We start from the raw sequence: 26,348 nt of genomic DNA on the forward strand, positions 1-26,348 counted from the left end.
ATAATCAGTCTGCATATTCTACTAACCATTTTGCTACTTCTAGTGCATCGTGACGAACCGCACCGTCATGTACGACGGAAATATCTTTCTTCACTATTTCGATTCCTAAAGATTCTAGTTTATCTATATCTATTTTAACTGGCGATGCTTTTTCTTGCTTATATAAATACTGTACATTTTCTGGAATTTCTTCTTTACTTATTAGAATGGAATCTAAAAAGTTTTCTCCAACATGATCAATTAATGCTTTTACATGATCGTATGCAGTATAACTACCTGTTTCACCGGCCTGTGTCATAAGGTTACATATATAAACTTTCTTAGCCTTGGAATCAATAATTGCTGTCTTAATATCTTCTACTAATAAGTTAGGCAATATACTAGTATATAGACTTCCTGGACCAATTGCGATAATATCAGCTTTTCGAATTGTATTAATTGTTTCTGGTAACGGTTTCACATCAGCTGGTGAAATGAATACCGTTTCTATTTTCTTCCCATAGCCTGGTATTTTAGACTCTCCACTAATAATTGTACCATCATCAAACTTTGCATGAAGTGTTACGACTTGATTCGCAGCTGGAAGTACTTTCCCATGTACATTTAATACACGACTCATCTCACTTATTGCATTTGCAAAATCTCCTGTAATGGACGTTAACGCCGTTAACATTAAATTTCCTAATGAGTGTCCGTCTAATTCAGCGGAATTAGAAAATCGGTACTGGAACATTTCCTCTACTAACGGCTCTACTTCAGATAACGCAGCTAAAACATTGCGAATATCACCAGGCGGTGGTATATCATACTCATCCCTCAATCGCCCGGAGCTTCCTCCATCGTCTGCTACAGTTACAATTGCTGTAATATCGAGGGGAAGTTTTTTCAAACCACGCAGTAAAGTAGATAATCCCGTACCTCCACCAATAATAACTATTTTTTTCTGGTGTTTTGTACGTCCCATTACCTCAATCCTTTCTGATTGTAACATCTCGATGCGTAATAACCGTTTTGTCTTCTGATTTTAATAGTTTACCAAAATATTCTGCTAGTGTAACAGATCGATGCTGCCCACCCGTACATCCGAAAGCAATAACAAGCTGTGTCTTACCTTCGCGCTTATATTGTGGAATCATGAATAAAAATAAATCGGTTAGCTTCTCGATTAATGTTTTAGTATCTGCCCATTTTAATACATAACTAGATACTTCCTCATTCAATCCCGATTTCAAACGTAATTCTTCGATATAGTACGGATTTGGAAGAAAACGTACATCGAAAACTAAATCGGCATCTATCGGAATACCATGCTTAAAGCCAAATGACATCACATTAATCGTAAACAAGCTACTTCCTTTTTGTGAAAACTCTTCTTGAATTTTTTCACGAAGCTCCCTTGGCTTCATCTTTGACGTATTATAAATAAATTGCGCTCTGCCTTTTAAATCCGACAGAAGTTCACGCTCTTTTTTTATACCATCTAATGGCAAACCCGAAAGTGCCAATGGGTGAGAGCGTCTCGTTTCTTTATATCTTCTTACTAGCACTTCATCTTCGGCATCTAAAAATAATACTCTCGGAGAAACTGAAGTAGCTTCATGGAGTTTGTTAACAGATTCAACTAGTGAATGGAACATCTCTCCACCACGTAAATCCATCACTGCTGCAATATTGCGAGGTTGCTTATTCGAATCAATCATAAGACGAATGAATGTTACTAACAGCTCTGGGGGAAGATTATCGATACAATAATAACCCAGGTCCTCAAAGCTTTGAATCGCTACTGTTTTACCTGCTCCAGACATTCCAGTAATAATTACTACTTCCGTATTAAGCTTTTGCTGATTATCCATTGTTTACTTTTCCCTCCAGCGAATACTGTATCGTTTCTTTTATTAATGTGAAATCAGGTGTGTACACAAATGTTCCATATTGGATTCCTTGCTCATGAACCGCGAATAATAAATTCGTTCTATCGCCTTCCGCCATAGGTAGTTTATGTAATTCCTCTACTGGATGCCATTCTAATATACCTTCTTTTGTTTCTTGAAAAGGAGTTCCTTCTAAATCTTTCGCTACAAACGTAAATAGCATCCACTCATCTACACGTTTGCCATCTTCTTCGATGACCATCGTATAGATTCCTTTTAAATATGGCTTGATCGGTACAGTGTTTGTTTCTTCCGTAAATTCTCTCACTGCTGCTTCGAAAATGGACTCACCTGTTTCCATTTTTCCTCCTGGAGCAACATACCAGTTGCGTCTAGGTTTTTTTAATAATAAAACTTCGTTATCTTTACATATAAGTAAGTTGGCGATTCGTTGCACGAGTAGTCACTCCAAATCCATTCAAATTAGGTTTTGTTCTCAACCTTTGCTAATACTTATTATACATGAAATTAAAAAGAAAAACCGAGCAAAGAACACCCGGGTCTTTTAAAGTAAAAATAACCTTTGCAATGCAGTTTCCGGCTTGCTCCAGGCTTCACATTGAGCTATACGATGAACGGTAAAATTTTTAAAGCATGTTGGAAGTTGCTGCGCCTCTTCCAACACGCTTTTTCATCGATCATCGTATGGCAAATGTTCGCCTTCCGCTGGCAAAAAACTTTAGTACCAAGTAGCTAAATACTTTTGGCAATAGAAGAAGCAAGTCACACTCTAAATTCTTTGCAGGCCATCAAAAATTCAATTTTGGCGGCTCTCCGCTGTTTTTTAGAAGGTGACACTTCTACAAGTTGATTCATTGTGTAGCTGAAAATGGCTTCACCTTTTTAACAAGAAGAATGGAATGAGAAATTGTTCTCATTCTCAACAGATTAAGTTAGCTTTTTTCTGTCTAATAAGTAGAGAAGTACATACTTCATAAAAATACTAGAATGAATATGACTACTTTTTTAATAAATAGATGGATGAAGTGGAAATCGGCGACTCCAGCGGGATCAGCGGATGTTTTATGGTACGAGTAACCGCAGGAGCACTGAGCCCAAAAACATGGACTGAGCGCAGCGAAACTTTGTTTTGCGACGAGTAACCGCAGGAGCACTGGAAGTGGCTGAGGCAGTGCCTGCGGAAAGCGTCCGATTAGAACGGAAACCACTCTATACAGCCCGATACTTTTTTACACTTAGAATGCACCAAATCGAGTGATCACAATATGTTTTCATATACTTGCAAAAAAGAGGCTGCTTCATCGATTAATATCGAGAAACAGCCTGTTCAAATATTTCTTATATAAAAAGGGGGTCAATTTATAATTCTTACTATACACCCACTTTATTTCAAAACGATTACAATAGGATTAAAATAAAGTTAAATAATATTAAGCGTTCGCAAGTGCTTTATCTTTTAATTTTTCGATATAATGCTGAGCTGCTTGAGCTGCAATACTACCATCACCTGTAGCAGTTACAATTTGGCGAAGCGTTTTTTCACGAACGTCTCCAGCTCCAAATATTCCTGGTACATTCGTTTCCATCTCTGCATTCGTTACGATATAACCATTGTCGTTTAGAATTCCTAAACCTTCAAATGGTTTCGTTAATGGAAGCATTCCAACATAAACAAAAACTCCATCTGCTTCGAATTCTTTTTCAGAACCGTCTACAGTAGAAACTAATGTTACGCTACCTACTTTTCCATCTTTTGCGTTAATTTCTTTTAACGTAGTATTCCAGATGAAGTCAATTTTTTCATTTGCAAATGCACGTTCTTGAAGAATTTTTTGTGCACGAAGCTCATCACGACGGTGAATAATCGTTACTTTATCAGCAAATTTCGTTAAAAATGCTCCTTCTTCAACAGCAGAGTCTCCTCCACCTACAACTACAAGGTTTTTCCCTTTAAAGAATGCTCCGTCACATACCGCACAATAACTTACGCCACGTCCGCCAAGCTCACTCTCACCAGGGATCCCCATTTTCTTATATTCTGCACCAGAAGAAATAATAACTGCCAATGCTTTATATTCTTTTCCACTAACTTTTACTGTTTTATATTGTTCGCCATCAATAATTTCCGAAACATCACCGTATGCATATTCAGCACCGAATTTTTTTGCATGGTCAAACATTTTTGTTGAAAGCTCTGGCCCTAAAATCTTTTCAAATCCAGGATAGTTTTCTACTTCTTCTGTATTGGCCATTTGCCCGCCAGGTATTCCGCGCTCAATCATTAATGTCGAAAGATTTCCACGTGAAGTATAAACTGCTGCTGTCATTCCTGCTGGTCCTGCTCCAATTATTATAACATCATAAATTTTCTCTTCTGTCATCGTTAATTCCTCCTACAACTCTACTAACACTCAATCTATAGGATTTTTATGCCGTATTCAACTTTTTTGCTTATGAGTCGAACAATGGCAAAAATTGAATTAGTTCATTCACATATTTCGTCAATGTGTTTGTCGTAATACCATATTGCTCCGCATAAGATTTTTTCGTCACATTTTTTTCACGTGACGATTCAAACATATACTCCGTTGCTGCTGCTAATGCTTTCGGATTTTTGAAGTCATATCCTTTTTCAAGTGCTCGTTCCACTAGGACAAACCACATTTGAAATAAATACGTCGCGGATTGCGCTAATGGTTTATACTTTTCGAAAAGTAAATCCGTTGCTGCAATCGCACGTAAAAAAGCTTTTTCTGCAACGGAATTTTCTTCAAATGAATGTCCTAAAGACTGTGCTAAAAACAATTTCTCCATCGTCGTTAACTCATCGACTACAATCCACTTTGGATGTGAAATAATCTCTTGGCGATGTTTTGATTTTCCCAATAAATAAAACCCAAAAATACGCTCACTCACATGTTTATTTTGAAGCTTCTCCAAAATAAACTCCTTTTGATGCTCGGTACCATGATTGTTAATCTCTTTCATCTGTGGCAACCACGGCTCGAAGCCTGCTTTTTCTGGATCTAGCTTCAATAATGATTTCCAAGCATTGCGAGAAATTTCCTCATGTCCAGCGAAATAAGCAGAATGCGACAACCAGAAATAAAACCCTGGATCGCCTTCAAACCCTTTACGTTGTAAACTTCTCAACCATTTATATGCTTCCTCATATTTTCCGATCAATGCAAATGTTGCTCCTAATTTATACCGATGCTCGATAAAATAAGGATTAATCTTTGTTAAAAATTCTGCAATTTCATTTAGTTCTTCTTCATTTTTTTCATAATAATGAATGACAGCTAAATTACAAAGTGCATGGATATTCCCTCTATTTTCGCTTAACACTTGGTGAAGTAAAGCTTTTGCCTGTTCTTCTTCCCCAACATAAAAATAAGCGAGCGCTAAATTATTATAGGCTGCCCAAAAATCTGGATTATCGGTAATAATCGATTCTAATAACTCTACTGCTTCTTGAAATTTCCCCTGCTCCATTAATCGACGAGATTTCTCCTGCAAAAAAAGTGCCTCACTGGAAGGGTTATTTTCCATATTTAAAGCCTCAATATCTTCTTGTTCTGAAAACTCGACAATTTCCATCGCTTCCTCGGCATATTCACCGTTCTCTGCCATTTCTATATACTTTCTAGCGAATCGATTTGCGTCTAAAAAGTTCCCTAAATGTGCATTTACTTCCGCAAGGAAAAATACAATTTCAGGTTCATTCGAATCGGCTGAATAGGCTGCTCGTAAAAGCTCATGAGCCAAATCAAAGTTCTCTATTTCCATTTGTAAAATAGCATATTGCATTAAAATTAATGGATCTTCTGGGCTTAAATCTGCTGCTCTTTTTAAATATTTATGTGCTTTTTCATACCGTTCCTTTTGTAGTTCATCAAGTGCTTTTTTATAGTAGTATTCGCCCGTTGGCAAAAACGAAATAATATTTTCTTTTAATATCTGTTTGCTTTTTTTATTCAAAATAGTCCTCCGAAAAATAATAAGGAACGTTTTATAAACGTCCCTTATCAGTATATTCTTCAGTATATCATAAACAAATATTAATTATGTGTTTTCGTCTCATGTCTTTTTTGGAGCACTTGTAAAAGCTCGTAGAAACTAACATTTTGATTTTGTAACAGCACCAATAAATGGTACATTAAATCCGCAGCTTCCCATTTTAGCTCTTCTGCATCATTATTTTTGGAAGCAATTATTACTTCGGCTGATTCTTCTCCAACCTTTTTACAAATTTTATCGACGCCTTCGTTAAACAAATAAGTTGTGTAAGCTCCTTCTGGCATCGTTTTCTGTCTTTCTTCAATAATACTAATCAATGACGTAATAACATTGTAACCAACTGTATCATCAAATTTTTCTAAGTTATTGTGGAAACAAGTTTCTTCTCCCGTGTGACATGCTGGCCCATTTGGCAATACTTCCACTACAAGAGCGTCTGAATCGCAATCTGTGCGAATGGAAACCACTTGTTGCTTATTGCCTGATGTTGCCCCTTTATGCCATAATTCTTGTCGACTACGGCTGAAAAACCATGTTTCTTTTGTTTCTACCGTTTTTTTATATGATTCTTCATTCATATACGCTAGTGTCAGCACTTCTCTCGTGATGGCATGTTGCACAATGACAGGAATGAGTCCTTTGTCGTCAAATTGTAAGTTTGTCATAGTACCTCTACTCCTCGTTCACGAATATAGTTTTTCACTTCCTGCACACTTGTTTCTTTAAAATGAAAAATAGAAGCTGCTAGTGCAGCATCTGCATTAGCTTCTGTAAATGCAGATAAAATATGCTCTACATTCCCTGCTCCGCCACTTGCCGTAACTGGAATGGAAACAGCATCCTTCACGAGCTTTGTAATAGCTAAATCATAGCCATCTTTTTCTCCGTCACGATCCATGCTTGTCAATAAAATTTCACCTGCTCCAAGCATTTCTACTTCTTTCGCCCAGTCGACAGCTTTCCATTCCGTTTTTTTCAGTCCACCATGTGTATAAACAAACCACTCATTATCTTCTTCAGACTGTTTCACATCTATGGCAATAATGATTTTATTTGAACCGAACAATTTTGCACCTTCTGTAATGACAGCAGGATTGCTTATTGCAGCGCTATTCATCGATACCTTGCTAGCACCAGCTTCTAATAATTGCTTCATATTTTCAGCAGTTCGAATTCCACCACCAACTGTTAAAGGAATCGAAATTTGTGCAGCTGTTTTTTTCACCACATCCAGCATCGTATCTCGACCTTCAACAGAAGCAGAAATATCTAAAAATACGAGTTCATCCGCACCTTGTTGATCATAAAATGCAGCTAACTCCGTAGGATCGCCAGCATCTCTTAATCCAACAAATTGGATTCCTTTTACAACTCGCCCATCTTTCACATCTAAACAAGGAATTATTTTCTTTACCATTTAGCGGTTTCCTCCAATGCTTCTGTTAATGTAAATCGATTATTATATAATGCTTTTCCAGTAATAACACCAGAAACAGATGTATCATTCGCTAGTTTTGCTACTTCTCGAAGATCTTCTAATGAGCTAATGCCTCCCGAAACAATGACCGAAAGACCAGTTGCTTCCGCAAGTTCTTTATTCGCAGCAAGGTTTGGACCTTGAAGTGTCCCATCCGTTGCAATATCTGTGAAAATAACATGCTTTGCCCCTTTAGAAGCAAAATATTGTCCTACTTCTATAGCTGATTGAGTCGACGTTTCTAGCCAACCATGCGTAGCAACCATTCCATCTTTCGCATCTAATCCAATAACAATTCGATCACCACCGAATTGCTCCAATAAATCTGCGACCAACTGAGGATTCGAAATAGCTAGGCTACCAATAATGACTCTCGTAACACCGTTATTTAAGTAAAAGCTGACGTCTTCTTTGGAACGAATACCTCCGCCAATTTGAACTTGTACAGGAAGTTCCTTTGCAATACGAATTACTTCATTTGCATGAATTTTTTCACCATCTTTTGCACCGTCTAAATCGACTAGATGGATACATGTTGCGCCTTCATCTACGAATTTTTTTGCCATTTCAAAAGGAGAATCGCCATAAACTGTTTCCTGATTATAATCCCCTTGATATAAACGAACGCATTTTCCGCCTTTCATATCAATTGCCGGATATACTTGAATAGTTGTCATGTTAGTAATCCTTTTGTGGAAGGAACACCTTTCACTCTTTCATCTATCGTAATTGCTTCGTCAATTGCACGAGCTAACGCCTTGAATATTGCTTCAATCATATGATGTGTATTGACACCATAATGGACGATTACATGAACATTCATACGCGCTTCCAATGCAAATTTCCATAAAAATTCATGCACAAGCTCTGTGTCAAACTGTCCAACTTTTTCAGTAGGAAATGCAGCTCGAAACTCTAAATGTGGACGATTGGAGATATCAATAACTACTTGTGCAAGTGCATCATCCATTGGTACAAATGCATTTCCGTATCGTTTGATGCTTTTTTTATCGCCAAGTGCTTCTTTCACTGCTTGCCCTAACACAATCCCAATATCTTCTGTCGTGTGGTGGTCATCAATATGCGTGTCGCCAACTGCTTTGATTTTCGCATTAAATAAACCGTGTTTTGTAAATAAATCAAGCATATGGTCCATAAACGGAACCCCTGTCTCAATGTCCGCTTTTCCTTCTCCATCTAAGTCTATTTCAACAAATACTTTCGTTTCGTTTGTCATTCTCTCTATACTTGCCGTTCTTTTATTCATCAATTTACTTCCCCCTTATCCCAACTTCTCGACTCAACGGAACGAGCATGGCCTTCTAACTGCTCTAATCTCGCTAACCGAGCAATTTTAGGATATTGCTCATTCCACATTTCCTCTGAATAATAAACAATACTTGTTTTCTTCACGAAATCATCTATACATAATCCACTTGAAAACCTTGCTGTACTATTTGTTGGCAGCACATGGTTCGTTCCAGCAAAATAATCGCCGACTGGCTCACTGCTAAATCTTCCGATAAAAATAGCTCCTGCATGTTTCACTTTTTCACTAACTTGCTCTGGCTGCTCCGTTATAATTTCTAAATGCTCTGGTGCTAACTCATTAACTGCTTCTATTGCTTTTTCCATCGACTCCGCAATATAAATACAGCCAAAGTTTTCAATGGAAGCTCTCGCAATTTCCTTCCTTGGAAGCTGCTTTAACTGTATTTCCACTTGCTTCGCCACTTCTTTTGCAAGTCCTTCACTCGTCGTTATTAAAACAGAACTTGCAAACTGATCATGCTCTGCTTGTGCCAATAAATCAGCTGCGACTTCATCTGCATACGCTGTATCGTCTGCAATTATAGCGATTTCACTTGGCCCGGCAATCATATCAATCGCAACTTTACCAAACACTTCTCTTTTAGCAAGTGCCACATAGCTATTCCCTGGTCCTGTAATTTTATCAACCGCAGGAATCGTTTCCGTTCCATAAGCAAGCGCCGCTATTGCCTGCGCTCCTCCGACTTTATATATTTCGGTTACACCAGCTATCTGAGCTGCGACAAGTACGGAGGCAGGAAGCTTCCCGTCCTTCGAAGGTGGTGATACGATAACGACACGTTCCACTCCCGCAACAATTGCTGGAATAGCATTCATTAATACAGATGACGGATAGGCAGCAGTTCCCCCTGGTACATACAAACCTACTGCATCCAGTGGAGTGATTTTATATTTTATATACGAATTTTTAGCTAATGAAAAATCGATATCTTGACGCACTTGCTGTATATGAAATGCCCGAATATTAGCAGCAGCTTCTTCTAAATCTTTCACTAACTGTTCATCAAAATTAGCGTACGCTTCCTCCATTTCTTGCTCAGTCACTCGAAGACTAGAAAGCGTTGCCCCGTCCCATTGTTTCGTATAATCAAAAAGTGCTCGATCCCCATTCTTTTGAACGTTTGCAATAACTTCTCGAACAGTTGATACATGCTGTTCATTTGCTTGTTCTACTGATCTTTGTAAAGAAATTTTATCCGTAAGCTTTGCTATTTTCATAGAAGTTCCCTACCTTTTATTCAGCGCATTTTTTAATTGTGCGACAAATTCTCGTATTCGTTCACTTTTCACTCGATAGCTTACTGGATTCACAATTAATCGAGAGGATATAGCGACAATTTTTTCATACTCCACAAGTCCATTTTCTTTTAATGTTTGACCAGTGGAAACAATATCAACAATTCGATCCGCCAGCCCAATCATCGGTGCTAATTCAATCGAACCGTTTAACTCAATAATTTCTACTTGCTCGCCTTTTTCTTTATAAAAATTCGTTGCGATTGTCGGATATTTCGTTGCTACTCTCGGTGCGATTTCATTCATTTTTGTATTTGGAAGTCCCGCCGTTGCGATGTAGCAATTACTTATACGTAAATCAAGTAACTCATGCACATCTCGGTGCTGCTCAAGCAACACATCTTTGCCTGCTATTCCGATATCCGCTACGCCATGTTCTACATACACTGGAACATCCATTGGCTTTGCTAAGATGAATGCAATTCTTTCATTAGGTGCTTCTACTATTAACTTGCGAGAATCATTTATTTCATTCGGCAAATCAAATCCTGCTTCTATAAAAAGTTTATATGCTTCTTCAAAAATGCGCCCTTTTGGCATGGCAATCGTTAATTCATTCACGTACAGAACCACCTTCTGAAACAATTATGACGTCATCAAAAATCCGTTTAAATGCCTCTAAGTCACTGACACTTCCCATATATTGAACCGTCACTCTTTCTGCATTTTTTCTTTTTTCTTCTGCAAGTCCATTTGCCTTTGCATATGAATCTTTATGAAATAATAAAAGCGTATGTTTTTCTTCCACTTCTTTAGGAGGTAATACTTCTAATAATCGATCGACCCGAATGCCAAAGCCAGTTGCTCCGACTTCCTCATCAAATAGCTTAAACAGTTCGTCATAGCGACCACCATTTCCAATAGGAAATCCACTTCCGGCAGCATGAATTTCAAAAAGCATGCCCGTGTAGTAACTCATATGACTTGCCAATGTAAAGTCGAATGAAACAATCGAAGGATCATTTAACTGCATTGTCAATAAAGATTGAAGCTGCTCCACTTGATCAATCAAATGTTGCTGATCAGTTGTTAATAATGGTCTATAATCTTCAATTGACTTCGATTCTACTGTGTTATCAATTAATGTCATTAAATTTTCTTTATCGCCTTCTAGCAATAACATATCTTCTAATTTTTGTTCGAATCCTACAAAATTCTTTTCTACTAACAGCTGACGTAAAGTTTCAGCTTGATCTTTTTTATTCGTATTATTTTTTAAAATGGCCGTTAGTACACCTGCATGCCCTACCGTAATTCGAAAGCTTTCTACGCCAAGAGCCTTCACAAGCTCGACGGCCGTATGAATAATTTCACTATCCCCATATGGACTAAAATCGCCAATTAACTCTAAACCTAGCTGTTCGAATTCCGCTGGTCTACCACCTTCTCGATGCTGTGCCCGAAATACATTGGCATAATAAGCTAACCTCAGCGGATTTTTTTCTTTTAATAGCTTTGAAGCTGCAATTCGAGCAATCGGAGTAGTCATATCTGGGCGTAAAACAAGCATTTCTCCTTGGTTATCAACGAGTTTAAAAAGGGAAGACTCATCAATTGCAGATGCTTTACCAATTGTTTCAAAATATTCAACAGATGGTGTTTTGATAAAGTCGTATCCTTTATTTCTTATAAACTCCCTTGCCACTGAGCGTATGTATTCCTTTTGTTCATTTACTTTCGGAAATGAATCCCGCATTCCTAGCGGTTTCTCAAACATTTGAATAGTACTCATTTTCCCACCCCTTAACAACACTTTAACACACTAGAGAACTAGAGAGTTGAATTAAAATAAATTCTATCTTAAATTGTTCAATTCGTCAACTTCTTATATATTTCCTTTTTTATCCTAAGAAAACCGCAAAACAGAATACCGTGACGATAGAGTTTCCGGCTCGCTCCAGGCTTCTCATTGGGCTATGCGATGAACGGTGAAATTTTTAAAATGTGTTGGAAGCGGCTACGCCTCTTCCAACACACTTTTTGTTCGGTCGTCCTATGGCAAATGTTCGCTTTCCACTCTCCAGAAACTACTATACCAGGCAGTTAAATATTTTTAGCAATAGAAGAAGCGAGTCACATTCTATATCATTTGAAGGCCGCCAAAGATACAATTTTGGCAGCTTTTTGTAGTTTTTTATAAAGGGACACTTCTATTGGTTGATCCAGTCTGTAGAAAGAACACTTACTACCTACAAAAATGAATCTTACCTTTTTAGTAAGAAAGACGAGATGACAAATTATTCACTTTCTTACCAGATTCACCACTTAGTGTTTAAAGATAGTGAAGTAAGTACTTCGTAAAAACACTTGATTAGAAAGAATATGATTACATCCTTCTAAACTAGATGGATACAGTGCAAAGCGGCGACTCGAGCGGGAATAGCGGATGTTTTTTGCACCGAAAGCAAAGCGGCAGGTGCACCGAGCAGAAAACCCCGCAGGAAAGACACTGGCCGAACTTTATTCGGCCAGTGTCTTTGCGACGAGTAACCGCAGGAGCACATGTTTTTACAGCGACGAGGAGATTGAAGCCGTGCCAGCCGGAAAGCGTCCGCTTGAAACGGAATCCTTGCTATCAATTCATATACTTCCCTAAAAAAAGCTATTTTTCTAAGTTTTATCTCTTAGAAAAATAGCTTTTTAGTTACTTATTTTTTCGTTCTAACATTTGTTCTTTCGTATAAATAATACGCATTGGGTTCCCTCCAACAAAGCAGCCTTCCGGAACATCTTTATTTACAAGCGTAGCAGCAGAAATAATCGCATCGTTTCCAATCGTCACACCAGGTAAAACGGTCGTGTTCGCACCAATTAACACCCGGTCACCAATAATAACATCACCGATTCGGTATTCATCGATTAAATATTCATGCGCTAGAATTGTCGTATTATACCCAACAACTGAATTCACACCTATTTTAATTCGCTCTGGAAACATCACATCTACCATAACCATCAATGCAAAAGACGTCTGTTCCCCTACTTCCATCTTTAAAAACGTACGATAGAAAAAGTTTTTCCAACTCAAAAACGGCGTATATCTTGCAGCTTGAATAAAAACAAAATTTTTCACTACTTTCCAAAAAGGAACGGTATCATATACATGCCATAACGAATTTGCACCACTTACAGGATATCTTTCTGTTTTCCTCATATAGCATTACCTTTTGCAATTGCTAGTAAGTCACTAATATGACGAAGCACATACGTCGGTTTATATGTAGCTAAGAATGCTTCACCTTTCATAGACCAAGCAACTGCTGCCGTATCTACTCCAGCTCTTTGACCACCAACGATATCATGAAAATTATCACCAATCATTAAAGCATCTTGTTTTTCTACTCCAACTTTCTCCAAAGCAAGCTCAATTGGCTCTGGATCAGGTTTCGGATTTTGCACATCGTCCAACCCAACAATCGTATCAAACAAAGCTTCACAGCCCATTAACTTTAAACCTCTATTAATCATCACTTTTCTCTTCGTTGATACAATCGCGAGTTTATATCCTTGTTCCTTTAAAGCATGCAATGTTTCTACAACCCCATCAAAAGGAACCGCCATTTGATCATGCATTTGACTATTCCATGCTCGATATTCTTCCATTAGCTCTTTTGTTAATGTTGGATCGACACTATTCATTGATTCATATAAAGTTGGACCTAAAAAAGGTAGAACACTCTCTCGATCGTATTTCCCAGGAAATCGCCCTCCTAATACATGTAAAAAAGACTGGATAATAAGTTCATTTGTGTCAAGTAACGTACCATCAAAATCAAATAACAATGCTTTATAACAATCCTTCTTCACGATGTCATCACTTCCTTTTGTTTCAACTGCTCAGACCTTCGCCAAACATAAGCAATAATAATCGTTAATACAAATGCCGTCGTAATTCTAATTAAAAACAAAGGTAATATTGGAATTCCTAATGGAACAAATATGAGTGTATCTTCTATCACAGCGTGACAAGCTACTAAAAAGATAAAAGCTAGCGTTGCATCCTTTTTACTAACGCCATCTTCCTGTACCGCTTGAATCATGACGCCCGCTCCATACGCTAAGCCCATAACAAGCCCTGCTACCAACGTTAACGAAGCATTTGGTTGTACGCCAATTACTTTCGTAAATGGTGCAACTTTCTCTGAAAACTTTTGTAAATAATGACGATCCTTTAAAAACTGAATAATAATCATTAAAGGAATAACGATTATGGCAAGCTGCAACACACCGAATGTAGCTTTTTGCAAACCGAGCAACACAATTTCTCCCCAACCATCTGGGACTTGCGTTGTCGCAGTTGCAACACCATATTTTGCAACTTCACCACCACCTTGCCAAACAAGGTTAATGATTACTGCTGAAAATATCGCTAGTCCAAAACGAACAACTAAAACTACCCATAATTTAACGCCTACTCGAAGTGCTACACCTGTTTCGATGAAAATATTATGAGAAAAAGATAACATCGTCGCTAAAATAAATACTTCTTTCACTGTTAGCTCAAGCGAAAGAATTCCAGCAATCGCCGCATAAAGATTAAGCGCATTTCCTAAAACTAACGGAATGGCAGCCTCTCCGCTTAGCCCAATCAGTCCCATAAAAGGCGATATTAAACTGATCACCCACGGGAGCACTGGTGTATATTGTAAAACGACAATCAATAATGTAATAGGAAAAATAATTTTACTTAATGTCCAAGTCGTCTTTAACCCGGCCATTAGACCCCTTTTTAATGTTCCCATGGCATTCACTTCTTCCCTTACTTATCCTGATAACGAACAGCTGGTTTTACAGTTATTCTTCTATAAATAAATATGCTTATTGCTATAACAATCGTTACTAACGAAACTACTTGTGCTGTACGTAAATCACCTATTAAATACAAACTATCCGTACGCATTCCCTCTATAAAAAATCTTCCTACTGAATACCAAGTTAAATAGAACAGGAACATTTCTCCACGAAGTAAATTTACTTTTCGTAATAAAATTAAAATAATAACCCCTATCAAATTCCAAATCGATTCATATAAAAAAGTAGGGTGGTAATAACTACCTTCTATATACATTTGATTAATAATCCATTCTGGTAGCTTTAAGTTTTCTAAAAAAGTTCTAGTTACTTCTCCACCATGCGCTTCTTGGTTCATAAAATTGCCCCAACGCCCTACTGTTTGCCCGATCAAAATACTTGGCGCAACAATATCCGTTACTTTCCAAAAAGAACTGTTTCTTTTTTTCGTAAAGAAGTACGCAGTTAAAAAAGAAGCAATTAATGCACCGTGAATTGCAATTCCACCATTCCAAACTTGAATAATTTTCTCTGGATGCTGGCTATAAAAGTCCCATTTAAAAATTACATAATAAATTCTTGCCCCTACAATAGCTAAAGGAACTGCCCAAATAAGAAGATCTGTTAAATAATCTTGATGAAATCCACGCTTTACCATTTCTCTTTGTGCGACAATAAACGCCAAAACAATCCCTAATGCAATAATAATTCCATACCATCGTACTTCTAACGAGCCTAGTGAAAATGCTACTGGATCTATTGCTTGTAAAATAATATTCATCTTAAACTCCTCTCAACTTAAAAGCTGCTTTCTCCATTTTGAGTAATAACATCATCTAAACGTTTTGCAAATTCCTCGGCAGTATTTACTCCCATACGTTTTAAACGATGATTCATTGCAGCTACTTCAATAATTACAGATAAATTTCGACCAGGTCTAACTGGTACGGTTAACTTCGTAATATTCGTATTAATAATTTCTATCGTTTCTTCTTCTAAACCAAGACGATCATACGTCTTTTTCTCATCCCATATTTCCAGCTCTATCACAAGTGTAATACGCTTATAGCTACGAATTGCACTTGTACCAAACAGCGTCATTATATTAATGATACCTAAACCACGAATTTCTAGAAGATGCTCTATTAATTTCGGAGCATTGCCGACTAATGTATTCTCGCCTTCTTGCCTTATTTCTACACAATCATCGGCAACTAATCGGTGACCCTTTTTCACTAATTCCAGAGCCGTTTCACTTTTCCCGACTCCGCTTTTCCCAGTAATTAACACGCCTACACCATATATATCAACTAGCACGCCATGGACTGCGGTTGTAGGTGCAAGCTGGCTTTCCAAAAAATTCGTTAACAAACTTGAAAATCGTGTTGTCGGCATTTTCGTTGTTAAAACAGGAACCGATTTTTCATTTGAAGCTGCAATTAATTCTGGAGGAACCTCCATACCATGCGAAATGATAATTACCGGTGTGTCCTGCTCACATAATTTCAACATTCTTTCTTTTTTTTCTTCCGGCTCTAAAAGTTGAAAAAAGGAAATTTCCGTTTTACCCATAAGCTGAATTCGATCCGATGGATAATGTGTGAAATAACCTGCCATTTCAATTCCTGGTCGAGAAATATCACTAAGAGAAACATGACGTCCTATTCCCTCTTCACCACTTACTAATGTTAGATTAAACTTTTCTTTTATCTCTTTTGTCGTAACATGGGGCATTTTTAAAACTCCTCTCACGCTTCTGTTTTCACATAGTTCTTATTTTAGCATGATTATTCAAACTTTTTGTATCCATTTGTCTTTTCTCGTTCTATTTATTCATAGAAAGGGGTGACTTTACATTGAAAATTATGCTCGATGCAGGTCATGGACAAGAAACAGCCGGAAAAAGAACACCCGATGGAAAAATGAAAGAATTCGATTTTAATCAAGCTGTTGTTCATTTTCTCAAAAAAGAATTAGAGCAATTCGGAGTTGTTGTACTACTAAGCAACTGTGGAACTTCTGATTTACCATTGCGTGAAAGAACATCTCTCGCCAATAAGTTCAAGGTGCACGCATTCATCTCGATCCATGCAAATGCTTTTGGCTCCACTTGGAATGAAGTAAGCGGAATTGAAACTTTTATGTACACAAAGCCTTCTGAGCAATCCAAATTACTAGCAAATGCCATACAAAATTCAATATGCGCTTTGTTGAAAAGAAAAGATAGAGGAGTGAAACAAGCAGATTTTGCTGTTGTTCGTGATACAAAAATGCCTGCAGTATTAGTGGAGTGTGGATTTATGACAAATAAAGAAGAAGCATTATTGCTACAAAGCGAACAATATCGCCTTCTCTGTGCGAAGGCAATTGCCGTAGCAATCCTTTGTTGGAGAAATAAATAAGAAATAGTTTCTTACTCGCTCTAGGCTCCCCATTGGGCCATACAATAAACGGGAAAACTTTAAAAACTTTTCGGAAGTGGCTGCGCCTCTTCCAACAAGCTTTTTGTAGGTTTTAGAAAGAGACACTTCTACATTTGGATAGAAAATGTAGAAGTAGATGGAAATTTATTTCGTACGAAAATTGTCTGTCATTTCTAACTTGAAGTGCTGATTAACTTTTTACTCTTCCTCTACATGAAAGAGCTTAAGTAGAAAGAACCTGAATATACTCTCATAAGCAGGATGGATGTAGTGAAAAGCGGCGACACCAGTGGGAACAGTGGATGTTTTCTGCGACGAGGAGATTGAAGCCGCCCCCCACGGAAAGCGCCTGCTTGTAACAAAATCCACTACATTCATACCTGTACTCCCTCATATATTGATACCGTAAACCCGTGCTCAGGCTATATTTTTATATACTTCCTTAGATAAAAAAGCTGGTCGAAGCAAATATATGCTTTCGACCAGCTTTTTTTATTCGCCTTCTGTTGTGTATCGCACTACGACAGAACCTGTTTTTGCATCTCCGTAGACACGTAAAGGCTCTATTGAAGAATCCACTATTTTCGTGAACCCAACTTTTTTATTGAGCAATTGTTCCGATTGATTCAATTGCGTTACATCCGCTAACTGAACATCGATTCTACCTAATTGAGATGTCGCTTCACCTTTTAGAGACACATCTTTTGGTACATACAATTCGACAGTTCCAGCTACAGCAACCCCTTCCATTTTACGGGCTTCCTTATCCTTCGTCGTCAAAATTACATTTCCACTTACCGATGAACCTTCTATCTCTTTTATCTTACCATCTACATAAATTCGACCATTAATCGTTTCTACTTCAATCGAATTACCAACGACATGCTGGATTTGAACCGCTCCATTCATTGTCTCAATATCAGCTGTTTCGAAACGAATATCGTCCCAATTAACTTTACCATTCGTCGTTTTCACTTTAATCGAATTAGCTTCTATTTGTTTAGCAATAAAATCACCATTAAATAAGCGTGCGGAAATTTGATTGTATGCTTTTTTCGGTACATACAATTCAACTTGCACAGATGTTGTTTTCATATCACTGTATACACGTAATTTATTTCCCTCAGTTTCAAGGAAAAATTCTCTTTGGAAGCGAGTTCTTGCTTCTTCCTCTGTAGAATTTTTAAACGACTTCACAGATATATCTGCGTATGTCACATCATTCTCAGCTGGATAAATTTCAATTTTACCGTTGGCAATATCAATAGATATATCATCGTACTGTGCATGTTCTTTTACTATTTTTTCTTTAAAAACAACTGGTTCTCCAAATGGCATGTCAAAATCAAATTGTTTTAATTTATCTACCGTTCCTTGCATAAAATGCATGAAACGCTCGCCCATTACGTTAAAATCACGTTTTAAATCTTCTATAAAATCAGGATTTCCTTGCTTTTCTTGTGATTCTTTTTGGTCATCAAACGTAAATTTTCGACCTTCCAACTTCTGTTCCAGCTTTGGCTCTTCTTTCACAAGTGGAGCTATAGACTTCGTTTGTTTACCTAGCGATTCTAATAGAACTAGTGCTTCTTGGGTAGTAATTGTACCGTTCTCAACCATATCTAAAATGCGTTTGCGTTCATCTTGCATATTAAAAGGCCTCCTCATTAGTTCAAAGTATGAAACATTTTGTTTACTCTACATTAATACGAATGGGACAGCAAAAAGTTTCATCATACTTCTACTGAAACTTTTTTCTTTTTGGATGCTTTCGAAATAGCTTCATCCATTCTATTACGATCCCTTTCTAACACTGGTTTTAAATACTTCCCTGTATAAGAACCTTCTGTTGCAGCAATCTCTTCTGGTGTACCGACTACTAAAATACTTCCGCCTTTGTCCCCGCCTTCTGGACCTAAATCAATCATATAATCAGCTGTTTTAATAACATCTAAATTATGCTCGATTACAAGTACCGAGTCCCCATTTTCAACAAGACGCTGTAATACGACAAGCAAACGAGCAATATCATCAACATGTAGCCCAGTAGTAGGTTCATCTAAAATATAAAATGATTTTCCGTTGGATCGTTTATGCAATTCAGATGCTAGCTTCACGCGCTGGGCTTCCCCGCCTGATAATGTCGTTGCTGGTTGCCCTAGTTCCATATAGCCAAGACCAACATCGACGATTGTTTGAAGCTTACGACCAATTTTCGGATGATTTTCAAAAAAGGCTAATCCATCTTCTATTGTCATTTTCAATATTTCTGCAATATTTTTGCCTTTGTACTGTACTTCTAATGTTTCGCGATTATATCGCTTTCCGTGACATACTTCGCAAGGCACATATACATCTGGTAGGAAATGCATTTCAATTTTAATAATTCCATCTCCACGGCAAGCTTCACAGCGACCGCCTTTTACGTTGAAGCTAAATCGTCCTTTTTTATATCCTCTTACTTTCGCTTCATTCGTCGTTGCAAACAAATCTCGAATATCATCAAATACACCCGTATAGGTCGCTGGATTAGATCGTGGGGTACGCCCAATTGGTGACTGATCTATTTCGATTACTTTTTCAAGTACTTCTATACCTTCGACACCCTTATTTGCTCCTGGTTTTACTTTGGAGCGATTCAGCTTTTGTGCAAGTGATTTATACAGAATTTCATTCACAAGCGTACTTTTCCCTGAACCAGAAACGCCAGTTACAGCAGTAAAAACACCTAATGGAATGTCTACATTTACATTTTTTAAATTATTTTCAGAAGCACCTTTTATTTTGATGTATCGACCGTCTGGTTTTCTTCTTTCCGTCGGTATTGGAATAAACTTTTTCCCACTTAAATATTGACCAGTAAGTGATTTTTTATTTTTCATAACTTGTTCTGGAGTACCTGCGGCAACAATTTCTCCACCACGAATACCTGCTCCTGGACCAACATCAATTAAATAATCAGCGGCCATCATCGTATCTTCATCATGCTCTACTACGATTAGTGTATTTCCAATATCACGCATACTTCTTAATGTTTCGATTAATCGTTCATTATCTCGTTGATGCAAGCCAATAGAAGGCTCATCTAAAATATATAAAACGCCTGTAAGCCTTGAGCCTATTTGAGTTGCTAAACGAATACGCTGTGCTTCTCCACCAGATAATGTTCCGGCCGTTCGACTTAAAGTTAAATAATCCAAACCGACATTTTCTAAAAATCCTAATCGTTCATTAATTTCTCTTAATACTAATCGTGCAATTTGCATATCTTTTTCAGATAGAGTAAGCGTATTAAAAAATGCATTTGCTTCTTCAATCGAAAATTCCGATACTTGTCCAATATGTAGAGAATTAAGCTTTACTGCAAGTGTTTCTTGTTTCAATCGGTATCCAGCGCAAGTCGGACAATCATGCTGCGCCATATATTTTTCCATTTGCTCACGGATATAATCGGAAGAAGTATCTTTGTATCTCCGTTCGATATTTGCTAGTACCCCTTCAAATGCGATTGAATTATCTCTTACTTGTCCAAACTCATTTTCGTATCGGAATCTAATTTTTTCTTCGCCTGATCCATATAAAATTTTATTCCACTGATCGATTGGCAATTTTTCAACTGGAACATTCATTTTAATTTTGTAATGCTTACATACCGCTTCCAATAATTTCGGATAATACTGAGAGCTTGTCGGTTGCCACGCAACAATTGCTCCTTCTGCAAGCGTTAAACTTTTGTCTGGAACAACAAGCTCAGGGTCAACCTCTAATTTCGTTCCTAAACCATCACAACCTGGGCATGCACCAAAAGGGCTATTGAACGAAAACATTCGTGGTTCTAGTTCACCGATAGAAAATCCACAAATTGGGCAAGCGTGATGTTCACTAAATAAAACTTCTTCATGCTCCATTACATCGATTAATACTCTTCCATCTGCAATTCTTAAAGCAGATTCCAATGAGTCACTTAATCGAGCAGCAATACCATCTTTCATCACGATGCGATCAATGACTACTTCAATATTATGCTTTTTGTTTTTATCTATATTAATGTCATCATCTAAGTCGATTAATTCTCCGTCTACTCGAACACGCACATATCCTTGTTTTTTCATTTCTTCTAGTAGTTTTACATGCGTACCTTTTCTTCCAGAAACAATTGGAGCAAGTATTTGCATACGCGTTTTTTCTGGATATTCACTTAGACGATCGACCATTTGCTCAATCGTTTGGGAAGAAATTTCTGTTCCATGATTCGGGCAAATTGGTTTTCCGATACGTGCAAACAATAGTCGTAAATAATCATAAATTTCGGTTACAGTTCCTACTGTAGAACGAGGATTTTTACTAGTCGTTTTTTGGTCAATTGAAATAGCGGGAGATAATCCTTCAATTGCATCTACATCTGGCTTTTCCATTTGCCCAAGAAACTGTCTTGCATATGCAGACAATGATTCTACATAGCGTCGCTGTCCTTCTGCATAAATAGTATCGAATGCTAATGAAGATTTCCCTGAACCAGATAGTCCGGTCATTACTACGAGTTTATCTCTCGGTATTTTTAAACTAATGTTTTTTAAATTATGTGCTCTAGCACCTTGTATAATAATTTCTTGGTTTTTCAACACGATTCATCCTTCCAGCTTCAATTCCAAAATTGCATCACGTAGTTCAGCAGCACGCTCAAAATTAAGCGCTTTTGCAGCGTCTTTCATTTCTTTTTCTAAGTTTCCTAATAATGTTGCTTTTTCTTCTTTCGTTAATGCTTTGCCGCTTAGTAGCTGTTGAGCATAAGTTTCTTGTTCTTCTGCCACTTGAGATGCACGAATAACTTCTCGGATTTTCTTTACAATCGTTTTCGGTGTAATTCCATGCACTTCGTTATATTCCATTTGAATTGTTCGGCGACGATTAGTTTCATCAATTGCCTTGCGCATCGAATCCGTCATTCTATCTGCATACATAATTACTTCCCCACTAGAATTCCTTGCAGCTCGTCCTACCGTTTGGATTAAAGAGCGCTCCGAACGTAAAAATCCTTCCTTATCAGCATCTAATATCGCTACTAATGAAACTTCTGGAATATCGATACCTTCTCTTAATAAGTTAATCCCGATTAAAACATCGTATATCCCTAATCGAAGTTCTCGTATGATTTCGATACGTTCCAATGTTTTTACTTCAGAATGTAAGTACTGCACTTTGATACCAATTTCTTTTAAATAATCAGTTAAGTCCTCTGACATTTTCTTTGTTAATGTTGTAATAAGCACACGCTCATTTTTCGCAGCGCGCTCATGTATTTCATTAATCAAATCATCGATTTGCCCTTCAATTGGTTTCACTGTAATGACAGGATCAAGCAACCCAGTTGGACGAATAATTTGTTCTACCATTTCTGGTGTGTGCTCCAACTCATATGGCCCAGGAGTTGCGGATACAAACACTGCTTGATGAACATGATCTTCAAATTCACTAAAAGTAAGCGGCCGGTTATCTAGTGCAGATGGTAGTCTAAAACCATGATTGACAAGCACTGATTTTCTAGCCTGGTCACCATTGAACATTCCCCTTACTTGTGGCAATGAAACATGACTTTCATCTACAACGAGTAAAAAATCTTTCGGGAAGTAATCGAGTAATGTATATGGAGTCGCTCCCGCTTCTCTTAACGTTAAGTGACGGGAATAGTTTTCAATTCCCGAACAGAAACCCATTTCACGCATCATTTCTAAGTCATATCTTGTACGTTGTTCGAGTCGCTGTGCCTCTAGTAATTTATCTTCTTTCCGCATAATCGTTAGTTGCTCTTCTAATTCTTTTTCGATATTTTCTATTGCCAATAATAATTTTTCTTCACGAGTAACGAAATGGGAAGCTGGGAAAATGGCAACATGTTCACGTTCTGCTAATATTTCTCCAGTTAATGCATTCACTTCTCGTATACGATCAATTTCATCGCCAAAAAACTCCACACGAAGACATTTCTCATCACGTGATGCTGGGAAGATTTCCACTACATCTCCACGAACACGAAAAGCTCCACGAGTAAAATTAATATCATTTCGTTCATATTGAATATCCACTAGCTTTCTCAATAACTGATTTCGCTCAATTTCCATTCCCGTTCGAAGTGATACGACCATTTCTCTATATTCTTCCGGATTCCCTAGCCCATATATACACGAAACAGACGCTATAATGATGACATCTTGTCTTTCAAAGAGAGAAGATGTCGCAGAGTGGCGCAGCTTATCAATTTCTTCGTTAATGCTTGAATCTTTTTCTATATAAGTATCTGTTTGGGGTACGTAGGCTTCTGGTTGAAAATAGTCATAATAGCTCACGAAATATTCCACTGCATTGTTTGGAAAAAACTCTTTAAATTCACTATAAAGTTGTCCAGCGAGTGTTTTATTATGCGCCATGACTAGCGTCGGTTTATTGACTTGTTGAATAACATTGGACATCGTAAATGTTTTTCCAGTACCCGTTGCACCAAGCAATGTTTGATGTTTTTTTCCTTCTTCAAGCCCTTCTACAAGTTGCTCTATGGCCTTTATTTGATCTCCTGCTGGCTCATACGGAGCTTGCAATTCGAATAATCGTTCCATACGCGGCCTCCTATGTTTTGAATGCTTTCATTTTAACATATTATCTTTTTCAAATACAAATAAAAACGAACGTATGTTTTCTGACAATGAAAAGAAAAGCCGCTCTGCATAAGCGGCTTTACTTCATATTTTGTAAATGATGCAGTGCATCTGTGTACTTCATAAATGCAGCTTGATCTTTTCGATCTAGCGCTCCGTCAATTAAATCAATTATTCGGCAGTAACTTTGTTCCCGGTGGATAATGTTCAAAAACATATCAAGATAAATTTCATTTAACAACTTTTCTGCAGAGCTTTCTTTCCCTGTTTGAGCCATTGCTTTTAAAAAATCAGCGTATGAATATTGTTTGTCCATTTCCATCACCCCGATGCCTTTTTTTCATTATATAAAAGCTGAGCTAGAGTTGCAATAGATTTCGGAAGATTTAGAATTTACACCATAATTATTTTCAGAATATTCATTGTATAGTATTGCTTTTTTTCCATATTTAACTATAATTGATGTATATTCTACTAAGGAGTGATAATTTATGTCTATTCAAACCGAAGATAAGTTTTTCATCATTTCATTTGAAACTGCGGTATTACAGCCAATTCAGATGAATAATAAAACATTTACAAAGGTTACCAAATTCTCTGGAGAATCGTTAGTAATAGGCAAAAAGCCTTATGACATTGTGCGTCAATCATGTTCTTATTACGGTTCTTCTTTTCAACAATCCGTTAAATTATCTAGAGAAGCTATTGGAAAATATCATAAATTGCCTGCAGTCATAGCACATGACTATGGAAATCCATGCATTTTAATACCTACATTATCTCCGAAATCGGATTTAAACGTTTGGTTTTCACTTAAAGCAATTCAATCATTTCACCCAAGTAAAGATGGGTGTTCGATTATTTTAACAAATGGACAAACATTAGATGTCAATTCTTCTACAACAACCATTAGTCGGCAAATTGGGTTTGCAAATATTTTAAATATGCATTTTTTAAAGCGAATGAATCGTCTCTCAAACGAAGCGTTTTTAACAACTCGAAATCAGTTTCTTCAAAAGGATTCATACGATTAATATTGCTTATTTGCACTAAAATAATACATGGAATTTATTCTTTTATATAAAAAAACTGTCCATCTCTTATGTAGAGATTGGACAGTTTTTTAGTTCGCAACATCTGTTGCCCATCGACGAGCTTCTATATACAAGCTATTTAATGTAGCATGATCCACTTCAATTGCATTAGCTCCTGCAATCATATCGTCCCATCGAACTTCATCGCATGCAATGGCTAGCTCTAAGAATGGCAACATTGCTGTATTAGCTCCTGAAAGTGTTTCTGCAACCTCATCTGTTAAAGGCAATTCCTGCAATAATTGATTCATCGAACGATGCAATAATGTATCAATTAAAGAAAATATTCCAATAAGGAAATACTCAGATGCATTTTTCAACTGCTTTTGCTTTGCTAAAAGCTCACAAAATTTCGCTCTAAATAGCGAAGCCTCAATTAAAGCTAAACCATTTTCAAAATCCTTTGTTTTTGATTCACGGAGTAATAGCACATACAACCAATGATTTAATTCATCTAACCCAAGCATTAACACACCTTGTTTAATAGATCGAACTTTTGATTTTGTACGAACTACAGGTGAATTAATCATTTTTAACACTTTAAATGAAAGAGAAACATCTCGTTCGATTTCCTCTGCAATTTCTTCAATAGTGACACTTTCATCTTTTAACAAACCTATAACTCGAAAATATTGGGCAATATTTGCCGGAATTTCTGTTCCTTTAATAATTTCCGGCTTTGCAAAAAAGTAACCTTGAAACAGCTCATAACCAACAGCTTTTGCCGCATAAAATTGAGCACGAGTTTCTACTTTCTCTGCAAGTAGCACAATATGCGGATAATTAGCTTTAACAATTTGCTCTATTGCTTGTCGTTCTGCCAGACTACTTAAAATAAAATCAACTTTAATATAATCAACAATAGTAAATAACTCATCATACAAATCAACATTTTTTTGAAGAACAAAGTCATCTAATGCTATAAAAAATCCTAATGATTTTATCTCCCTTAGCTCTTCAATCAGTTCCATTGTGATGGGAATGTTCTCCAAAATTTCTATGACAATTCGTTCTGCCGGAAATTTACTAACTACTTCTTTATTCAATAAGTTTTCTGTAAAGTTGATAAAACATAGTTTATCACCAGCTAATTCATTAATTCCGATAGTCAAAAAAGAATTCGTTAGGACATCTAATGTTGCTCTGTCGCCATCTAACATAGGAAAAGAATCTTGTTTTCCATTGCGATATAATAGTTCATAAGCAAAAATATGTTCATTCTCAGTAAAAATCGGTTGTCTCGCAACAAAAATGTCCACGTGAATACCTCATATTCGTTAATTTTGATTACTATCTAGTATAACAAAATTGAAAAAGAAAATCGACCTATCTTCGAAGTAATTGCAGTGATGACAGACTTCAAAGAAAATGGT

General features: G+C 37.1%; 24 protein-coding genes. 2 read left to right on the top strand and 22 right to left on the bottom strand.

Annotated elements, in window-relative coordinates:
- Positions 1–4 precede the first annotated feature (4 nt).
- From RUH95_RS11385 to hprK, 17 genes are all read right to left on the bottom strand, one after another.
- Complete coding sequence (locus RUH95_RS11385; RefSeq protein WP_313892990.1) at positions 5–964, bottom strand: gluconeogenesis factor YvcK family protein; 960 nt, start codon at positions 962–964, stop codon at positions 5–7.
- Positions 965–968: 4 nt separating this feature from the next.
- Entirely contained in the window at positions 969–1,853 is an 885-nt protein-coding gene (rapZ, locus tag RUH95_RS11390) for an RNase adapter RapZ (protein ID WP_313892991.1), read from the bottom strand.
- The gene (locus RUH95_RS11395) at positions 1,846–2,328 is read right to left on the bottom strand and encodes an NUDIX domain-containing protein (RefSeq protein ID WP_313892992.1); all 483 of its coding nucleotides are present in this window, start codon (positions 2,326–2,328) and stop codon (positions 1,846–1,848) included. The genes rapZ and RUH95_RS11395 overlap by 8 nt, the downstream gene beginning before the upstream one ends.
- A gap of 994 nt (positions 2,329–3,322) precedes the next feature.
- A complete protein-coding gene (gene trxB, locus RUH95_RS11400; RefSeq protein WP_313892993.1) occupies positions 3,323–4,273 on the bottom strand; it encodes a thioredoxin-disulfide reductase in 951 nt (316 codons plus the stop codon).
- Between the two features lie 70 nt (positions 4,274–4,343).
- Entirely contained in the window at positions 4,344–5,873 is a 1,530-nt protein-coding gene (locus RUH95_RS11405) for a tetratricopeptide repeat protein (RefSeq protein WP_313892994.1), read from the bottom strand.
- A gap of 80 nt (positions 5,874–5,953) precedes the next feature.
- The gene (gene hisIE, locus RUH95_RS11410; protein WP_313892995.1) at positions 5,954–6,577 is read right to left on the bottom strand and encodes a bifunctional phosphoribosyl-AMP cyclohydrolase/phosphoribosyl-ATP diphosphatase HisIE; all 624 of its coding nucleotides are present in this window, start codon (positions 6,575–6,577) and stop codon (positions 5,954–5,956) included.
- Positions 6,574–7,329, bottom strand: a complete 756-nt coding sequence (gene hisF, locus RUH95_RS11415; protein ID WP_313892996.1) for an imidazole glycerol phosphate synthase subunit HisF — start codon at positions 7,327–7,329, stop codon at positions 6,574–6,576. Before hisF ends, hisIE begins: the two co-directional genes overlap by 4 nt.
- Complete coding sequence (hisA, locus tag RUH95_RS11420) at positions 7,323–8,066, bottom strand: 1-(5-phosphoribosyl)-5-[(5-phosphoribosylamino)methylideneamino]imidazole-4-carboxamide isomerase (protein WP_313892997.1); 744 nt, start codon at positions 8,064–8,066, stop codon at positions 7,323–7,325. The genes hisF and hisA overlap by 7 nt, the downstream gene beginning before the upstream one ends.
- Complete coding sequence (hisB, locus tag RUH95_RS11425; RefSeq protein ID WP_313892998.1) at positions 8,063–8,656, bottom strand: imidazoleglycerol-phosphate dehydratase HisB; 594 nt, start codon at positions 8,654–8,656, stop codon at positions 8,063–8,065. Before hisB ends, hisA begins: the two co-directional genes overlap by 4 nt.
- Positions 8,656–9,939 carry a histidinol dehydrogenase gene (gene hisD, locus RUH95_RS11430; protein ID WP_313892999.1) on the bottom strand — a complete coding sequence of 428 codons (1,284 nt, stop codon included), beginning with the start codon at positions 9,937–9,939 and terminating at the stop codon, positions 8,656–8,658. The genes hisB and hisD overlap by 1 nt, the downstream gene beginning before the upstream one ends.
- A gap of 9 nt (positions 9,940–9,948) precedes the next feature.
- On the bottom strand, positions 9,949–10,578 hold the full coding sequence (gene hisG / locus RUH95_RS11435) for an ATP phosphoribosyltransferase (RefSeq protein ID WP_313893000.1): 630 nt from the start codon (positions 10,576–10,578) through the stop codon (positions 9,949–9,951).
- Positions 10,571–11,749: an ATP phosphoribosyltransferase regulatory subunit gene (locus RUH95_RS11440; RefSeq protein ID WP_313893001.1), complete on the bottom strand. Its 1,179-nt coding sequence runs from the start codon at positions 11,747–11,749 to the stop codon at positions 10,571–10,573. Before RUH95_RS11440 ends, hisG begins: the two co-directional genes overlap by 8 nt.
- A gap of 912 nt (positions 11,750–12,661) precedes the next feature.
- Complete coding sequence (locus tag RUH95_RS11445) at positions 12,662–13,171, bottom strand: acyltransferase (RefSeq protein WP_313893002.1); 510 nt, start codon at positions 13,169–13,171, stop codon at positions 12,662–12,664.
- Positions 13,168–13,824 (bottom strand): pyrophosphatase PpaX, encoded by a 657-nt coding sequence (ppaX, locus tag RUH95_RS11450; protein ID WP_313893003.1) that lies wholly within the window; start codon positions 13,822–13,824, stop codon positions 13,168–13,170. The genes RUH95_RS11445 and ppaX overlap by 4 nt, the downstream gene beginning before the upstream one ends.
- Complete coding sequence (locus tag RUH95_RS11455; protein ID WP_313893004.1) at positions 13,821–14,759, bottom strand: nucleoside recognition domain-containing protein; 939 nt, start codon at positions 14,757–14,759, stop codon at positions 13,821–13,823. Before RUH95_RS11455 ends, ppaX begins: the two co-directional genes overlap by 4 nt.
- 17 nt (positions 14,760–14,776) lie before the next feature.
- Positions 14,777–15,589: a prolipoprotein diacylglyceryl transferase gene (gene lgt, locus RUH95_RS11460; protein ID WP_313893005.1), complete on the bottom strand. Its 813-nt coding sequence runs from the start codon at positions 15,587–15,589 to the stop codon at positions 14,777–14,779.
- Positions 15,590–15,606: 17 nt separating this feature from the next.
- On the bottom strand, positions 15,607–16,542 hold the full coding sequence (hprK, locus tag RUH95_RS11465) for an HPr(Ser) kinase/phosphatase (RefSeq protein WP_313893006.1): 936 nt from the start codon (positions 16,540–16,542) through the stop codon (positions 15,607–15,609).
- A gap of 131 nt (positions 16,543–16,673) precedes the next feature.
- On the opposite strand from hprK, the gene RUH95_RS11470 reads away from it, so the two are divergent.
- Entirely contained in the window at positions 16,674–17,210 is a 537-nt protein-coding gene (locus RUH95_RS11470; RefSeq protein WP_313893103.1) for an N-acetylmuramoyl-L-alanine amidase, read from the top strand.
- Between the two features lie 513 nt (positions 17,211–17,723).
- Here the strand turns inward: RUH95_RS11470 and RUH95_RS11475 are convergent.
- The 4 genes from RUH95_RS11475 to RUH95_RS11490 all read right to left on the bottom strand — a co-directional run bounded on the left by RUH95_RS11475 (position 17,724) and on the right by RUH95_RS11490 (position 24,197).
- Positions 17,724–18,881, bottom strand: a complete 1,158-nt coding sequence (locus RUH95_RS11475; protein WP_313893007.1) for a DUF4097 family beta strand repeat-containing protein — start codon at positions 18,879–18,881, stop codon at positions 17,724–17,726.
- An 83-nt stretch (positions 18,882–18,964) separates the two neighbouring features.
- Complete coding sequence (uvrA, locus tag RUH95_RS11480; protein ID WP_313893008.1) at positions 18,965–21,853, bottom strand: excinuclease ABC subunit UvrA; 2,889 nt, start codon at positions 21,851–21,853, stop codon at positions 18,965–18,967.
- Positions 21,854–21,859: 6 nt separating this feature from the next.
- Positions 21,860–23,842 carry an excinuclease ABC subunit UvrB gene (uvrB, locus tag RUH95_RS11485; RefSeq protein WP_313893009.1) on the bottom strand — a complete coding sequence of 661 codons (1,983 nt, stop codon included), beginning with the start codon at positions 23,840–23,842 and terminating at the stop codon, positions 21,860–21,862.
- Between the two features lie 118 nt (positions 23,843–23,960).
- A complete protein-coding gene (locus RUH95_RS11490; RefSeq protein ID WP_313893010.1) occupies positions 23,961–24,197 on the bottom strand; it encodes an IDEAL domain-containing protein in 237 nt (78 codons plus the stop codon).
- A 175-nt stretch (positions 24,198–24,372) separates the two neighbouring features.
- On the opposite strand from RUH95_RS11490, the gene RUH95_RS11495 reads away from it, so the two are divergent.
- Positions 24,373–24,915: a competence protein ComK gene (locus RUH95_RS11495; protein ID WP_313893011.1), complete on the top strand. Its 543-nt coding sequence runs from the start codon at positions 24,373–24,375 to the stop codon at positions 24,913–24,915.
- Positions 24,916–25,004: 89 nt separating this feature from the next.
- On the opposite strand, the gene RUH95_RS11500 is transcribed toward RUH95_RS11495, so the two are convergent.
- The gene (locus tag RUH95_RS11500) at positions 25,005–26,234 is read right to left on the bottom strand and encodes an EAL and HDOD domain-containing protein (RefSeq protein ID WP_313893012.1); all 1,230 of its coding nucleotides are present in this window, start codon (positions 26,232–26,234) and stop codon (positions 25,005–25,007) included.
- Positions 26,235–26,348: the final 114 nt, after the last annotated feature.

The organism is Psychrobacillus sp. (assembly GCF_032154225.1).
Classification (GTDB): domain Bacteria; phylum Bacillota; class Bacilli; order Bacillales_A; family Planococcaceae; genus Psychrobacillus.

Coding starts and splice junctions, on each gene's coding strand:
- RUH95_RS11385 (WP_313892990.1), bottom strand. CDS start 964: ATGGGACGTACAAAACACCAGAAAAAAATAGTTATTATTGGTGGAGGT.
- rapZ (WP_313892991.1), bottom strand. CDS start 1,853: ATGGATAATCAGCAAAAGCTTAATACGGAAGTAGTAATTATTACTGGA.
- trxB (WP_313892993.1), bottom strand. CDS start 4,273: ATGACAGAAGAGAAAATTTATGATGTTATAATAATTGGAGCAGGACCA.
- hisIE (WP_313892995.1), bottom strand. CDS start 6,577: ATGACAAACTTACAATTTGACGACAAAGGACTCATTCCTGTCATTGTG.
- hisF (WP_313892996.1), bottom strand. CDS start 7,329: ATGGTAAAGAAAATAATTCCTTGTTTAGATGTGAAAGATGGGCGAGTT.
- hisA (WP_313892997.1), bottom strand. CDS start 8,066: ATGACAACTATTCAAGTATATCCGGCAATTGATATGAAAGGCGGAAAA.
- hisB (WP_313892998.1), bottom strand. CDS start 8,656: ATGAATAAAAGAACGGCAAGTATAGAGAGAATGACAAACGAAACGAAA.
- hisD (WP_313892999.1), bottom strand. CDS start 9,939: ATGAAAATAGCAAAGCTTACGGATAAAATTTCTTTACAAAGATCAGTA.
- RUH95_RS11440 (WP_313893001.1), bottom strand. CDS start 11,749: ATGAGTACTATTCAAATGTTTGAGAAACCGCTAGGAATGCGGGATTCA.
- RUH95_RS11445 (WP_313893002.1), bottom strand. CDS start 13,171: ATGAGGAAAACAGAAAGATATCCTGTAAGTGGTGCAAATTCGTTATGG.
- RUH95_RS11455 (WP_313893004.1), bottom strand. CDS start 14,759: ATGGGAACATTAAAAAGGGGTCTAATGGCCGGGTTAAAGACGACTTGG.
- lgt (WP_313893005.1), bottom strand. CDS start 15,589: ATGAATATTATTTTACAAGCAATAGATCCAGTAGCATTTTCACTAGGC.
- hprK (WP_313893006.1), bottom strand. CDS start 16,542: ATGCCCCATGTTACGACAAAAGAGATAAAAGAAAAGTTTAATCTAACA.
- RUH95_RS11470 (WP_313893103.1), top strand. CDS start 16,674: ATGCTCGATGCAGGTCATGGACAAGAAACAGCCGGAAAAAGAACACCC.
- RUH95_RS11475 (WP_313893007.1), bottom strand. CDS start 18,881: ATGCAAGATGAACGCAAACGCATTTTAGATATGGTTGAGAACGGTACA.
- uvrB (WP_313893009.1), bottom strand. CDS start 23,842: ATGGAACGATTATTCGAATTGCAAGCTCCGTATGAGCCAGCAGGAGAT.
- RUH95_RS11490 (WP_313893010.1), bottom strand. CDS start 24,197: ATGGACAAACAATATTCATACGCTGATTTTTTAAAAGCAATGGCTCAA.
- RUH95_RS11495 (WP_313893011.1), top strand. CDS start 24,373: ATGTCTATTCAAACCGAAGATAAGTTTTTCATCATTTCATTTGAAACT.